Source organism: Streptomyces sp. Root1304 (genome assembly GCF_001426405.1).
GTDB lineage: Bacteria > Actinomycetota > Actinomycetes > Streptomycetales > Streptomycetaceae > Streptomyces.
The window spans coordinates 48,852-62,489 of record NZ_LMEP01000022.1; the positions used below are offsets into that span (position 1 = coordinate 48,852).

Consider the following 13,638-nt stretch of genomic DNA (forward strand, 5'->3'; position numbering starts at 1 on the left):
CGCTCCTACCCCTTGGCCTTCCTCCGCGCCCGCAGCCACTCCTTGTTCATCGCGGAGATCGACGGCAGCGGGATGCCCTTGGGGCAGGCCGTCGCGCACTCGCCGGTCAGGGTGCAGCCGCCGAAGCCCTCCGCGTCCATCTGGGCGACCATGTCGAGGACCCGGGTCTCGCGTTCCGGGGATCCCTGGGGCAGCACGTTGAGGTGGTTGACCTTGGCCGAGGTGAAGAGCATCGCGGAGCCGTTGGGGCAGGCCGCGACGCAGGCCCCGCAGCCGATGCACTCGGCGTGCTCGAAGGCGAAGTCGGCGTCGGCCTTGGGCACCGGGGTCGCGTGCGCCTCGGGGGCCGAGCCGGTGGGGGCGGAGACGTAGCCGCCGGCCTGGATGACGCGGTCGAAGGCGGAGCGGTCGACGACGAGGTCCTTGACGACGGGGAAGGCGGACGCCCGCCAGGGTTCGACGTCGATGGTGTCGCCGTCGCGGAAGGACCGCATGTGGAGCTGGCAGGTCGTGGTCCGCTCCGGCCCGTGGGCGTCGCCGTTGATGACGAGGCTGCACGCGCCGCAGATGCCCTCGCGGCAGTCGTGGTCGAAGGCCACGGGGTCCTCGCCGCGCAGGATGAGGTCCTCGTTGAGCGTGTCGAGCATCTCCAGGAAGGACATGTCGTCGGAGACGCCGTCCACGTCGTAGGTGGACATGGCGCCGGGGGCGTCGGCGTTCTTCTGGCGCCAGACGCGCAGGGTGAGCCTCATGCGTAGCTCCGCTGGGTGGGGTGGACGTACTCGAAGGTCAGGTCCTCCTTGTGGAGGACGGGAGCCGTGCCGGTTCCGCCGAACTCCCAGGCCGCCGCGTAGGCGAACTCCTCGTCGCGGCGGGCGGCTTCGCCGTCGGGGGTCTGGGACTCCTCGCGGAAGTGGCCGCCGCAGGACTCGGCGCGGTGGAGCGCGTCGAGGCACATCAGCTCGGCGAGTTCCAGGTAGTCGACGATCCGGTTGGCCTTCTCCAGGGACTGGTTGAACTCCTGGCCGGTGCCGGGGACCCTGATGCGGCTCCAGAACTCCTCGCGGATCTTCGGGATCCGGTCGAGGGCGGTCCGCAGGCCGCTCTCGGTGCGGGCCATCCCGCAGTACTCCCACATGAGTTCGCCGAGCTCGCGGTGGAAGGAGTCGGGGGTGCGGTCGCCGTCGACGGAGAGGAGGAGGTGGAGCCGGTCCTCGGTCTCCGCGAGCACCTCCTGGACGGCGGGGTGCTCGTCCGTGACGGGTTCGGTGTGGGGGTGGCGGGCCAGGTAGTCGTTGATGGTGGCGGGGAGGACGAAGTAGCCGTCGGCGAGGCCCTGCATGAGGGCGGAGGCGCCGAGCCGGTTGGCCCCGTGGTCGGAGAAGTTGGCCTCGCCGACGGCGAACAGGCCGGGGACGGTGGTCTGGAGGTCGTAGTCGACCCAGAGTCCGCCCATCGTGTAGTGGACGGCGGGGTAGATCCGCATCGGGACCTCGTACGGGTTCTCGGCGGTGATCCGCTCGTACATGTCGAAGAGGTTGCCGTACTTCTCCTCGACGGCGGCCCGGCCCATCCGGCGGATCGCGTCGGCGAAGTCGAGGTAGACGCCCTGGCCGCCGGGGCCGACGCCGCGGCCCTCGTCGCAGACGTTCTTCGCCGCGCGGGAGGCGATGTCGCGGGGGACGAGGTTGCCGAAGGAGGGGTAGATCCGCTCCAGGTAGTAGTCGCGCTCGTCCTCGGGGATGTCGGCGGCGGCCCGGGTGTCGCCCTTCGCCCGGGGCACCCAGATGCGGCCGTCGTTGCGCAGCGACTCGCTCATCAGGGTCAGCTTGGACTGGTGGTCGCCGGTGCGCGGGATGCAGGTGGGGTGGATCTGGGTGAAGCAGGGGTTGGCGAAGTACGCGCCGCGCCGGTGGGCCCGCCAGACGGCGGTGGCGTTGGAGTTCATCGCGTTGGTGGAGAGGTAGAAGACGTTCCCGTAGCCGCCGCTGGCGAGAACGACGGCGTCGGCGTAGTGGGTGGAGATCTCGCCCGTGATCAGGTCGCGGGCGACGATGCCACGGGCCCGGCCGTCGACGACGACCAGGTCCAGCATCTCCGTACGGGCGTGCATCTCGACGTTCCCTGCGGCGATCTGCCGCGACAGCGCCTGGTAGGCGCCGAGGAGGAGCTGCTGTCCGGTCTGGCCTCGCGCGTAGAAGGTGCGGGAGACCTGGACCCCGCCGAACGATCGGGTGTCGAGGAGTCCGCCGTACTCACGGGCGAAGGGGACGCCCTGGGCGACGCACTGGTCGATGATCTCGACGGAGATCTGGGCGAGGCGGTGGACGTTGGACTCGCGGGCGCGGAAGTCGCCGCCCTTGACGGTGTCGTAGAACAGGCGGTGGATGGAGTCGCCGTCGTTGCGGTAGTTCTTGGCGGCGTTGATGCCGCCCTGCGCGGCGATGGAGTGGGCGCGGCGCGGGGAGTCCTGGAAGCAGAACTGGACGACGTGGTAGCCCTGTTCGGCGAGGGTGGCGCCGGCGGAGCCGCCGGCGAGGCCGGTGCCGACGACGATGATCCGGTGCTTGCGGCGGTTGGCGGGGTTGACCAGTCTGGCCTGGAAGCGGCGGGTGTCCCAGCGTTCGGCGACGGGTCCCGCGGGGGCCTTGGTGTCGGCCACCGGCTCGCCGGTGCGGTAGTCGGAATAGCTCATGTCAGCTCACCACTCCGGTCATGACGGCGACGGGGACGGAGACGAAGCCCGCGGTCAGGACGAGCGCGAGGGTGTTGGCGGTGGCCCTGAGGAGGCGTTCGCGGCGGGCGTTGCCGACGCCGAGGGTCTGGGCGGCGCTCCAGAAGCCGTGGCGGACGTGGAGGCCGACGGCGAGCATGGCGACGATGTAGATGACGTTGCCGTACCAGGTGGAGAAGGTGTCGACGACGTTCTGGTAGGGCTTGCCCTCCTCGAAACCGCCGGGGTGGACGGTGCCGGTGGTGAGGTCGAGGACGTGCCAGACGATGAAGAGGGCGAGGATGATCCCGCCCCAGCGCATGGTGCGGGTCGCGTAGGACGCGCCCTTGCGGCGGTGGACGTACGCGGTCGGGCGGGCCCTCACGTCGCGGCGGCTGAGCTGGTAAGCGGAGACGGCGTGGCCGACGACGGCGGCGAGGAGCACGATCCGGACGATCCAGAGGGCCCACGCGTGGTGGAGGACGGGGGCGCCCATGACCCGCAGCCAGTGGCCGTAGGCGTTGAACTCCTCGGGGCCGAAGAAGACCTTCAGATTGCCGGCGACATGGGCGACGAGGTAGCCGAGCATGATCAGCCCGCTGACGGCCATGACCGTCTTCTTGCCGAGGGTCGATGACAGGAATCCGCGTGACGGTGTGGGGGACGGCGGGCGGCCCGTCGTCCGGTCCCTCGTGGGTGCCAGAGCCATGCTCATGACGGTAGGGCCGAAGGCCCCGAGAGGTCCAAGACATGGTCCGGCTGATCTCGATAGGCAGCACCTATTCATGTCCTCTACCCTGGGACCATGCAGTTCCAGCAGCTCCTCTACTTCGTCGCCGTGGCCGAGACCCGTCACTTCACCCGGGCCGCCGAGCGCGTCCACGTCTCGCAGCCCTCCCTCTCGCAGCAGATCAAGGCGCTCGAACAAGAGCTGGGCGCCGAGCTGTTCAGCCGCGCCCGGGGCAACATCACGCTGACCGACGCGGGCGAGGCCCTGCTGCCGCTCGCGCGCCGGATCCTCGCGGACACCGAGACGGCCCGGATCGAGGTGCAGGAGCTGGCCCAGCTGAAACGGGGGCGGGTGCGGCTCGGCGCGACCCCGAGCCTGTGCACGGGCCTCCTCCCGGACGTCCTGCGGGCCTTCCACGACCTCCACCCGGGGATCGAGCTGCTCATCGAGGAGGGCGGCTCGCACGACCTCGTGCGGGAGCTGGCGCGCGGCGCCCTCGACCTGGCGCTGGTGGTGCTCCCGCTGCCGACCCCGTCCCCGGCGCTGACGACGGTGGAGCTGCTGCGGGAGGACCTGGTGGTGGTCTCCGCCGCGTCGGCGCCCGCTCCCCGCCGCCCGGTGCGGATCAAGGACCTGCGGGACCAGCCGCTCGTGATGTTCCGGCACGGCTACGACCTGCGGGAACTGACCGTGGCGGCGTGCCGGGCGGAGGGCTTCGAGCCGACGTTCACGGTCGAGGGCGGCGAGCTGGACGCGGTCCTCGGTTTCGTACGGGCCGGCCTCGGGCTCGCGGTCGTCCCCGCCATGGTGGCGGCGCGCGGCGGCCGGGACCTCCGGGTGACCGCGCTGGCCCGGCCGGGCCTGCGCCGGACCATCGCCCTGGCGCACCGGAGCGACGTGGCCCCGCCGAGGGCGGCGCGGGAGCTCCAGCGGATCCTGCTGGCCTCGCGACGCGCGGCCCCGGAGGGGCCGGCGGCGGGCTGAGCCCTCGGCCTCGTGCGTACGGCCCCGGTCGCGAAATCCGCGTGCGGCCGACGGCCGGCGGCTGCGAGCATGCCCGCATGGTCCACCCTCTCGAACACCTGGTCGTCCGGCACACCCTCCGTCTCCCCTGCCCCACCGGCCCCGCCGGGGACGGGACCGCCGTCGCGCGCCGGTTCGACGCGGCCCTCATGACCGCCGGGTTCAAGCTCTCCACCGAGCTGCTGGAGCGCCTCTCGGGCCTGGCGGAGCCGACCGTCGTCGAGACCGCCGTCCGCACCCTCGCCACGGTCCGCGAACTCCTCGGCGACCATGTGCGGCACAACGTCCGCTTCATCGACTTCCCGGCCGACGTGCCGGACACGCTCGACTTCTGGATGACCTGCGTGACCGAGGCGATCGACGACGGCTCCGTCGACTCCGGTGCGCTCGACCGGCTGCGCACGGGCGTTCTCGACCTGCTGACCCTCCCCTCGTACGGCCGCTACGGGCACACGTACGAGGAGATGCTCGCCGTCCACGAGGAGCTGATCGCGGCGGCCGGTGACCGGCTGACGGTGCTGCACCTCGGCGCGGCCGCGGAGGACGAGGTGACGGGGCTCTATCTGGCCCTGGCCGACAGTACGACCCCGCTCGGCGAGGAGCACCTGCACGATCTGGCCGTGCTCGCCGAGCACTGCGCGGACGGCCCCCAGCCGGAGACGATCACCGTCCGGGAGAACCGCGCCGTGGTCAACCGCGCCCGGCTGCGGGTGGGCGCCGCCCCGCTGCTCGACACCGTGACCGACGTCCTGCGGCTGGCCTGCGCCCTCGCCGAGGGCGATGTCGCCCTGCGCGAGCCGACCCGCTTCCGCGCGCTGTCCCGCCCGTACCGGCGTGCTCTGCTCGCGGGGCTCGACGCGGTGGTGGCCGCGTCCGCGGCCAAGCTGGCGGACGTGTCCGCGCACGCGGGGGCGTGGAAGCGGCTCGGGGAGCGGCTGCACCCCCACGAGTACCCTCACTGGCCGCACGCCGCCGAGGTGTTCGCCGTCGCCCGGGGCGAGCGGAAGGTGCCGTCGCTCGACAGCCGCGTGGAGGAGATCCTCGGGCGCGGTGACGTCACGGCCGCGGCCGGGCTGCTGGCCTCGGCGGCCCCGGGCCGGCTGTTCCGCGCCCTGGACCGGCTGCTTCGCGACGCGACGGAGGCCGAGGAGCGCAAGGCGGTCCTGGCGGCCGTCGAGCGGGCCGCGCCGGAGGTGTCGGGCCGGGTCGTCCTGTCGGTGCGCGAGCACCTGCAGAACCGCGCGGGCGGGAACGGCGGGGAGCGCCGGGTGTTCGTGAACCGGGAGGGCAGGGCCTGGGTCACCGCCGACACGCGTCGGCCGCTGGAGGACGGCGACCGCGAGCGGCTCATCGAGGTGCTCGACGCGGAGACCCGGCGCCGGCTTCCGGACCCCGGTCACCTCCTGATCGATCCCGAAGTCCTCGATGTCGCCCTGCCTTTGAGCGGCCGAGCGGCGTCGGCGGGGTTCGGTGTGCTGCCGCGCGGCTCGGTCTCACCGGTCGAGGGCGAACTGCTGCGCTTCTTCACGTACTGGAGGGAGGCGGCGCGCACCACCGACCACGATCTGTCGGCGCTCGTCCTGGACGAGGACTTCGCGACGGTCACCTGGCTCTCGTACACGGCGCTCACCGACGTCGAGGGCGCTCACTCCGGCGACATCACCTCGGCGCCGGACGGGGCTTCCGAGTTCATCGACCTGCGGCTCGGCGCGGTGCGCGGCACCTTCGTCGTTCCGCAGGTGCACGTCTTCTCGGGCGAGGGCTTCGACGAGGCGGCGGAGTGCTTCTTCGGTTTCATGCTGCGCGGTTCCGCGCAGCAGGGCCGGCCGTTCGAGCCGCGGACCGTCCGGATGAAGTCGGATCTGCGGGGACCGGGCCGGGTGGCGCTGCCGCTCGCGTTCCGGCGGGACGACGAGGGCCGCTGGAACGCGCACTGGCTGCATCTGTACCTGCGGGGCACCCCGTCGGCGAACCGGGTCGAGGAGCACCGGGTGTCGATCGCGGTCCTGCTGCGCGGTCTGTTCGGGCGGACGCCGCTGACGGTACGTCACCTGGTGGAGCTGATGGGCGAGTCGGGGGCGCCGACGACGCTGTGGGACGGCCGGACGCTGCCGGACACCCCGGTCACGTACATCGGACTGGAGCGTCCGGACGGGCTGGCTCCGGGCTCGCGCGTGCTCACCCCGGAAAATCTGCGCGACCTGCTGCCCGCCTGAGTGTTACGGTCGTTCCGGGGCGAGGCCATGGAGAGGCTTCCTTCTCACACTCCCTGAATTAGCCTCTCCGCTTTCCTCCCCCGTACCTCTTCCCGGCCTCCCCGCTTCGCGCGGGGAGGCCGGTTCTCTTGGGCCCGGCTTCGTGGGGGGAGGCCGGTCCCGTACGCGTACGCCCGGGTCTCAGACCGCGTCCGCCAGCAGCAGCGAGTGGATCCGGTCCGGAGCGCCGGGGCGGGCGTAGTACCAGCCCTGCGCGGTGTCGCAGCCGAGGTCCCGCAGCTGCCGGGCCTGCGCTCCGGTCTCCACGCCCTCGACGGTGACGGCGAGTTCGAGGCTGTGGGCGAGCGAGACGATCCCCTCGACGATCTTGAGGTCGACCGGGTCCACCGGGTGCTGCTGCATCCCCCGGGTGAAGGAACGGTCGAGCTTGAGGACGCTGACCGGCAGCCGGCGGAGGTTGGCCAGGTTCGAGTAGCCGGTGCCGAAGTCGTCGAGCGCGATGTCCACGCCCATCTCGGCGAGCTGCCGCAGCGGCTTCAGGAGGTCCTCGTCGGCGCCGATGAGCGCCGATTCGGTGACTTCGAGGCAGAGCGCGCCCGGTTCGAGCCCCGACCGCTCCAGGACGTCGACGGTGTCGGCGACCAGGCGCGGGTGGTGGAGCTGGGTCGGGGAGAGGTTGACGTTGATCCTCAGCGGACCGCCGTCGGAGTGCCGGGTCTGCCAGAAGCGGGCCTGGCGGACGGCTTCCTGGAGCACCCAGCGGCCGAGCGGCACGATGAGGCCGGTGTCCTCGGCGAGCGGGATGAAGCGGTCCGGGCCGAGCACGCCGTGCTGCGGGTGGCACCAGCGGACGAGCGCCTCCGCGCCGTGCACGCTGCCGTCGTCGAGGTGGACGAGCGGCTGGTACTCGATGAAGAACTCACCGCGTTCCAGGGCGGTCGGCAGGGCCGTGGTGAGCCCGTGCCGGGTGATGGCGCGGGCGTCGGCCTCCGGGTCGGCGAGTTCGAAGCGGTTGCCGCCCGCGGACTTGGCCCGGTACATGGTGATGTCGGCGCTCCGCAGCACCTCGGCCGGGGTCCGCTCCCCCGCAGGGCCCTCGACCACGCCGAGGCTGCCGCGCACGGTGAGTTCGCGGCCGTCGATGCGGAGGGGGGTGGCGAGCGCGGCGAGGATGCGGTCGGCGAGTTCCGTGACGTCCTGCTCGCCGCCGGGGGCGGTGGTGAGGGCGACGAACTCGTCGCCGCCGAGCCGGGCCACCATCTCGCCCGAGCCGGTGACACAGGTCTGCAGCCGGTCGGCGACCTCCACGAGAAGCCGGTCGCCGGTGGAATGGCCGAGGCTGTCGTTGATGACCTTGAACCCGTCGAGGTCCAGGTAGCAGAGGCCGAACCGGGCGTTGTCGCCGGGCGCGAGGGCCTTCTCCAGGCGCTCGAAGAACAGGGTCCGGTTGGGCAGCCCGGTGAGCGCGTCGTGGGTGGCCTCGTACCGCAGGCGCAGATGGAGCAGACGCCGCTCGGTGGTGTCCTCCATGAGCGCCAGCTGGTACTGGGGCGTGCCCTCGGCGTCGCGGAGCAGCGAGACGGTGAGGTTGGTCCACAGAACCGTTCCGTCGCCCCGGTAGTAGGGCTTCTCGACCCGGTAGTGCTCGCGCTCGCCGCGGACGAGTTCCTCGTACAGCTTCCAGACGTGCGGGCCGTCCTCGGGGTGGACCCACTCGCTCACCTTGCGGCTGCGGAGGGGGCTCTCCATGCCGCCGAACATCCGGGTGAGGGTCTCGTTGACCTCCAGGACGTTGCCGTCGAGGTCGGCGATGCCGATCCCTATGGCGGCCCCGTCGAAGACCGCGCGGAAGCGGCTCTCGGTGGCGTGCAGGGCGATCTCGGCGGCGCTGCGGGCGCTGAGCGCTGAGCGCGCGATGGCCTCCTGCTCGGCGCGGGTCCGCTCGCGGAGGGCCTGCGCGTAGCCGGTGGCCATGGCGTGCTGGAGGCGGGCGCAGCGGGCCCTGAGCTCCTCGGCGGGCAGGTCCGACTCCGCACCGCAGTAGAGCACCAGGTACGAGTCGACGACGCCGAGGCTGCGGCCGAGGGCGTCCGGGTCGGTGCAGTGGGCGGCGATGAGCGCCGCGCCGGTGCGCTGGGCCGGGGCGGTGTCGAAGGGCCGCGCGTGCAGGGCGTCGCACAGGGTGCGGGCCAGCGGCAGCAGATGCCCCTCGAACTCTGCGCGGGTCAGCGAGGTGGCGGTCACCGGGAAGATCGCGCGGCTCCAGATGGTGACGAACCGCCTGAGTCTGTCCTCCGGACCGTCCGCTTCGGCGGCGGCGCCGGACGGCTGCGACGGGACCTTCACGCCTTGCGCCCCACCCCTGCGAAACCGGAGAAGGCGTACGGGTCCTCCTCCTCGACCGGGCTCTCCGGTCGCCAGGCGGGCATCGTGACGAGACCGGGCTCGACCAGTTCGGTGCCCGCGAAGAAGCGGCTGATCTCCTCGCCCGACCGCATGACGAGCGGGTTGCGGATGTTCCGGTAGACCCCGACGGTGCCGCCCGCCTGCTCCTCGCTGAGCGGGATGCCCTCGTACGAGGCGTGGGTGAGCACGAGGAGGCTGCCGGGCGCGAGCGCGTCGACCAGTTCGGCGACCGCCTCGTACGGCCGGTCCTCGTCCTCCAGGAAGTGCAGGACGGCGACGAGGAGCAGCGCCACCGGCCGGTCCAGGTCGAGGAGCCGGGTGACCTCGGGGCTGCGCAGGACCTCGGCCGGCTTGCGCAGGTCGGCGGCGACGACGGCGGCGCCCTCGTCGCCGTCCAGGACGGCGCGGCTGTGGGCGACGGCGACCGGGTCGTGGTCGACGTAGACGACGCGGGCCGCCGGGTCGGCGGCCCGGGCGACCTCGTGCACGTTGCCGAAGGTCGGTATGCCGGAGCCGATGTCCAGGAACTGGGTGACGTCGTTGTCAACGGCGTGCCGGACGGCCCGTCGCATGAAGGCGCGGTTGGCCTGCATGATCTTGGGCAGACCAGGCATGAACTCCATGGCCTTGCGGGCCGCTTCCCGGTCCACTTCGAAATTGTGCGAGCCGCCCAGATAGAAGTCGTACATACGGGACACGCTCGGCACCGAAATGTCGATACCAGGCGGAGCCCAGGCGGGACGCTCCATCAATGTCTCCAACAAGTCGCCATGGGGGACGCGGCCCTGTGTTCACGGCCGGTGTTCGAGGTGAGGCTACTGATCGCCCGCCGAGAGAGCGAGTAGAAACGGAAATTCGCGGTCCGTTCTTGGTCACACGCCATTGGCACGTGCTCTCGGAACGAACGGTTCACGCCTTCAGGCTGTGCACATTCACGTGCATCTGATCGTGCGTCGGCTCTTCGGCGGACCTCCGGCCGGCCCGATGGACGCCCAGCTCCCGCCCGTACCTCGGTTGTTGCCGCCGACGGGGCCCGGTCGCCGGTGCAGGATGCCCCGTTGACCGCCCTGTCCGACAGGGCGACAACCGGACAGATATCGTTCCGGGGGCCGGAACGGGCCGACTCGACAGCTGTCGGAAATCATGCCGTCCGCCGATACCCGGGCATTGCGGCGAATCCGCCTCCGGAGTGGCGAAACGTCAAACCGGTGCATCCGGAGAACCCCTCCATCCGGCGAATCCGGGCCGTTTCCGCCCCGGCGCGCCACGGCACTGATCAAGCTCGTCGGCGTGTCTCTGTACGGATCACTCCTCGCGCGGCCGCTGGCGGCCCTCGCACTGGTGTGGCTCATCGCCACCCCCGTGCCGGCCGCCGCCGACGCCTGCGCCTATGCCCAGACCGACCAGGGCGGTTCCCACGTCGCGGTGGCGGTCGCCGGCGACCGCCACGACGGCGGCGACGGGAACGACGACGGCCAAGGGAACGAGGGCCGGGGGAACGACGGCCACGGAAACGGCAAGGGCCACGACCACCACGGGAACGGCAAGGGCAAGGGGCACGGGCATCACCACCACCCGAACCCCTGCCACCCCGAACCGCCCCCGCCGTGCCCGTCGCCCACCCCCACCCCCACGCCTTCCCCGACGCCGACGCCCGAGCCGCCGACCCCCTCCCCGACCCCGACCCCGAAGCCCACCCCTAAACCGGAGCCGCCGTCCCCCACTCCCCCGCCGCGCCCGCCCCGGCCGACACCGAAGCCGCCGGTCATCAGGCCCGCGCCCCGACCGGTGCCGCCGTCCCCCGCGCCTCCGACCACGAGGCCGCCGGAGCCCGCGCCCGCGCCGCCCGCACCGCCGTCCCCCACGCCGCCGCCGACCGTACGGCCCCGGCCCCCGGCCCCCGTGGCGCTCCCCCACTACCGCCCGGCCACGCACAGCAAGCCCAAGGGCGGCACGTCCGTCGTCACCGCGACGCTGATGATCACCGCCCCGGCCGTGCTCGCGACGGCGATCCTGCGCCCCCGGTCCAAGTGACCCGACCGCACGGCCCCCACACCGTCCCGCCGCCCTCCGGGACCCTCTCCTTCACCGGCCGGCCGCCCCACCGACCCGCCGCCCGACCGCTCCTCCGCACACCGGTTCGCCGCCCCACCGATGCGCCGTCCCGACGTCCCCTCGTCCCGCCGTATCCCGCTGAAGGATCTCCATGTCTGAATGGCTCGTTCTCACCCTTGCGATGGCCGCCGCGTGCGCCGTCGTCCTCGCCATCGTCGTCATCAACAACCGCCGCATCCCCGAGGACGACGACCCCAGCGAGACCCCCGACGTCATCGAGTACATGACGATGATGATCGGCGTGATCTACGCGATCGTCCTCGGTCTGGCCATCGCCGGCGTCTGGGAGGCCCGCGGGGCCGCCCAGGAGACCGTGCGGCAGGAGGCCCAGGCGATGCACGAGATCTCCGCCCGCGTGGAGGTCTACCCGCAGGACGTCCGCGCCCGCATCCGCGCCGACGTCGACGCGTACGTCTCGTACGTGGTCAACGACGAGTGGACCTACATGAGCGAGCACGGCGAGCTGAGCGACGAGGGCACCGCGCTGCTCGAACGGGTGCGGCGCAGCGTCACCGACTACCAGCCGGCCAATGACTTCGAGGGGCAGGCCTACCAGCCGCTGGTCGACCAGGTCACGCTGGCCGACGACGCCCGGGGGGCCCGCGGACAGAACGCCGGGGAGACCATGCCGGGGGTGGTGTGGTTCGGCCTGATCGTCGGCGCCCTGGTGACGGTCGGCCTGATCTTCACCCTGCAGATCCGCAGGACCGGGCGGGAGTTGCTGCTCGCCGGGCTCTTCAGTGTGCTGATCGCGTTCCTGCTGTTCCTCATCTGGGACTTCGACGCGCCGTTCGGCCGGGGCATCTCGGCCACCGCCGCGCCGTTCGTCGACCTGTTCCCGCAGGTCACCGGGTGACGCGAGCCGCACGGAGTGGGCCGCACGGGGGACAACGGTGCCCCATTCGCACGTCTGGGATCGCGGCTGTGGTAGTGCGCTCCTAGCGTTTCGGGCATCGAGGTGTACGCACGGTCTTTGGCGGAAACCCCCTTCCGCGGCTGCCCCTCGGGACCCGGAGGATTCACCATGCGCGCGATACGTGCCGCGTCCACTGCCCTGCTGGGGGCGGCCGCCCTCGCCCTGGCCGCCCCCGCCGCCTTCGCGGCGGACGGTGCCCCCGCACCGAACCCGCGGATGGCACGGGCCAAGGCACCGGGCGATTTCGTCGTGTCGCCCTCGCTGGTGGCCCCGGGCGGCCGGGTGACGCTGAGCGCGCCCGGCTGCGCCAGTACGGCCACGGCGTCGGCCGGCATCTTCGACACCGTCACCATCGCCCCCGGCTCTGCGGTGACCGCCACCGTGGACCAGGACGCCCGGCGCGGGGCCGTGTACACGGTGTCCTTCAACTGCACGGGCGGCGAGCAGGACACCGTCGCCCTGACGGTCAGCGGCATCCCCACGGCCACGCCGACGATCAGCTCCACCGTGCTCACTCCCCCGCGCGGGGTGCGGGGCGGTCTCGGCGGCTCGATGGGCGACGGGCTCGACCCGGTCGAGCTGGCCGCCGGTGCGGCGCTCGTCCTGGCCGCGGCCACCGGTGGCGCGTACGTGCTGCGCCGCCGCTCCGCCCGCACCCGCCGCCACTGAGGCGACGGCGTGCGCCGGACCGGAGCGACGGGTGTCCCGTCCGGGTCCCCCAGGGAACCCGGACGCCCGTCGCCCCCGGGTCCCTGCGGGGACTCGGGGGCGACGGGCGTTGCGGGCCGACCGGGAGGTTCGGCCGGTCAGACCACACCGGTCATACGACGACGACGGGCGATGAAGAGCCCCCCGCCGAGCGCGGCGGCGGCGACCAGGCTGCCGCCGACGGCCATCTCGGTGGAGCTGGGGGCGAGCGAACCGCCGAGACCGCCCTGTGCACCGCGGCCCGGGAGGACGCGGAACGGGTGGGTGACCACCGCGGAGTTGTCACTGCACTTCACGGCGAGGTTGTAGCTGCCCGGCGTGGCGTTGTTGTGGACACGGGCGATGGCGCTGGAGAGCCCGTTGGAGTTGACCGAGAGGCTGGTCTCGGGGAAGGCGTTGGACGTCACCGTGCCACCGTGACCGCACCCCTTGGCGGTGATCGTGATCGTCGACCCCGCGTGGACGTCGAAGGGGTTGACGGTGACGTTGCTCGGACCGTTGGTGGCGACGGCGAGGGGGGCCGCGAGCCCGACCGCCGCGATTGCGGTGGCGGTCACCGCCAGAGTGCGTGCAGCACGCATGGTTGAACCTCCAGTGGAAGACGCCCCAAAGCGGTGCTCCGGGAGTTTCGACGAGTACGCCTTCCATGACGAACCATCACAAGCCGGGGCGAGCTGTGCATGTCGGCACTGGTCCACCCCGGTGAGGCGACACGCCCGGAATCGCCCCCCTGAAGTGGACGGAACCGCAGGTCAGGGCCATCTGGGCTGCTTATCTGACGATTACTCGGATGGGTCAGCGCCCTGTCACC

The 13,638-nt window shown here is 72.2% G+C and carries 11 protein-coding genes; 5 read left to right on the top strand and 6 right to left on the bottom strand.

Annotated features, from left to right (window positions below; translation table 11 throughout):
• Nucleotides 1-5 precede the first annotated feature (5 nt).
• The 3 genes from ASD33_RS19685 to ASD33_RS19695 are packed head-to-tail and all read right to left on the bottom strand — an operon-like array spanning nucleotide 6 to nucleotide 3,323.
• Entirely contained in the window at nucleotides 6-752 is a 747-nt protein-coding gene (locus ASD33_RS19685; protein WP_056561897.1) for a succinate dehydrogenase/fumarate reductase iron-sulfur subunit, read from the bottom strand.
• A complete protein-coding gene (locus ASD33_RS19690; protein WP_056561903.1) occupies nucleotides 749-2,695 on the bottom strand; it encodes a fumarate reductase/succinate dehydrogenase flavoprotein subunit in 1,947 nt (648 codons plus the stop codon). The genes ASD33_RS19685 and ASD33_RS19690 overlap by 4 nt, the downstream gene beginning before the upstream one ends.
• A gap of 1 nt (nucleotide 2,696) precedes the next feature.
• Nucleotides 2,697-3,323 (bottom strand): succinate dehydrogenase cytochrome b subunit, encoded by a 627-nt coding sequence (locus ASD33_RS19695; RefSeq protein WP_056561904.1) that lies wholly within the window; start codon nucleotides 3,321-3,323, stop codon nucleotides 2,697-2,699.
• A 195-nt stretch (nucleotides 3,324-3,518) separates the two neighbouring features.
• Between ASD33_RS19695 and ASD33_RS19700 the strand changes: the two genes are divergently transcribed.
• Together ASD33_RS19700 and ASD33_RS19705 are read left to right on the top strand one after the other, a co-directional pair.
• Nucleotides 3,519-4,427: a LysR substrate-binding domain-containing protein gene (locus ASD33_RS19700; protein WP_056561905.1), complete on the top strand. Its 909-nt coding sequence runs from the start codon at nucleotides 3,519-3,521 to the stop codon at nucleotides 4,425-4,427.
• A 77-nt stretch (nucleotides 4,428-4,504) separates the two neighbouring features.
• Nucleotides 4,505-6,682: a hypothetical protein gene (locus ASD33_RS19705; RefSeq protein WP_056563065.1), complete on the top strand. Its 2,178-nt coding sequence runs from the start codon at nucleotides 4,505-4,507 to the stop codon at nucleotides 6,680-6,682.
• Nucleotides 6,683-6,862: 180 nt separating this feature from the next.
• On the opposite strand, the gene ASD33_RS19710 is transcribed toward ASD33_RS19705, so the two are convergent.
• Together ASD33_RS19710 and ASD33_RS19715 are read right to left on the bottom strand one after the other, a co-directional pair.
• Entirely contained in the window at nucleotides 6,863-9,028 is a 2,166-nt protein-coding gene (locus ASD33_RS19710) for an EAL domain-containing protein (RefSeq protein WP_056561906.1), read from the bottom strand.
• On the bottom strand, nucleotides 9,025-9,837 hold the full coding sequence (locus ASD33_RS19715; RefSeq protein ID WP_056561907.1) for an SAM-dependent methyltransferase: 813 nt from the start codon (nucleotides 9,835-9,837) through the stop codon (nucleotides 9,025-9,027). Before ASD33_RS19715 ends, ASD33_RS19710 begins: the two co-directional genes overlap by 4 nt.
• 541 nt (nucleotides 9,838-10,378) lie before the next feature.
• Here ASD33_RS19715 and ASD33_RS35825 point away from each other — a divergent pair.
• The 3 genes from ASD33_RS35825 to ASD33_RS19735 all read left to right on the top strand — a co-directional run bounded on the left by ASD33_RS35825 (nucleotide 10,379) and on the right by ASD33_RS19735 (nucleotide 12,788).
• Complete coding sequence (locus ASD33_RS35825) at nucleotides 10,379-11,122, top strand: hypothetical protein (protein ID WP_199863575.1); 744 nt, start codon at nucleotides 10,379-10,381, stop codon at nucleotides 11,120-11,122.
• Nucleotides 11,123-11,294: 172 nt separating this feature from the next.
• Complete coding sequence (locus ASD33_RS19730) at nucleotides 11,295-12,059, top strand: DUF4239 domain-containing protein (RefSeq protein ID WP_056561910.1); 765 nt, start codon at nucleotides 11,295-11,297, stop codon at nucleotides 12,057-12,059.
• A 168-nt stretch (nucleotides 12,060-12,227) separates the two neighbouring features.
• Complete coding sequence (locus ASD33_RS19735) at nucleotides 12,228-12,788, top strand: hypothetical protein (protein WP_056561911.1); 561 nt, start codon at nucleotides 12,228-12,230, stop codon at nucleotides 12,786-12,788.
• Between the two features lie 137 nt (nucleotides 12,789-12,925).
• On the opposite strand, the gene ASD33_RS19740 is transcribed toward ASD33_RS19735, so the two are convergent.
• Nucleotides 12,926-13,408 (bottom strand): hypothetical protein, encoded by a 483-nt coding sequence (locus tag ASD33_RS19740; RefSeq protein WP_056561913.1) that lies wholly within the window; start codon nucleotides 13,406-13,408, stop codon nucleotides 12,926-12,928.
• Between the last annotated feature and the right edge of the window lie 230 nt (nucleotides 13,409-13,638).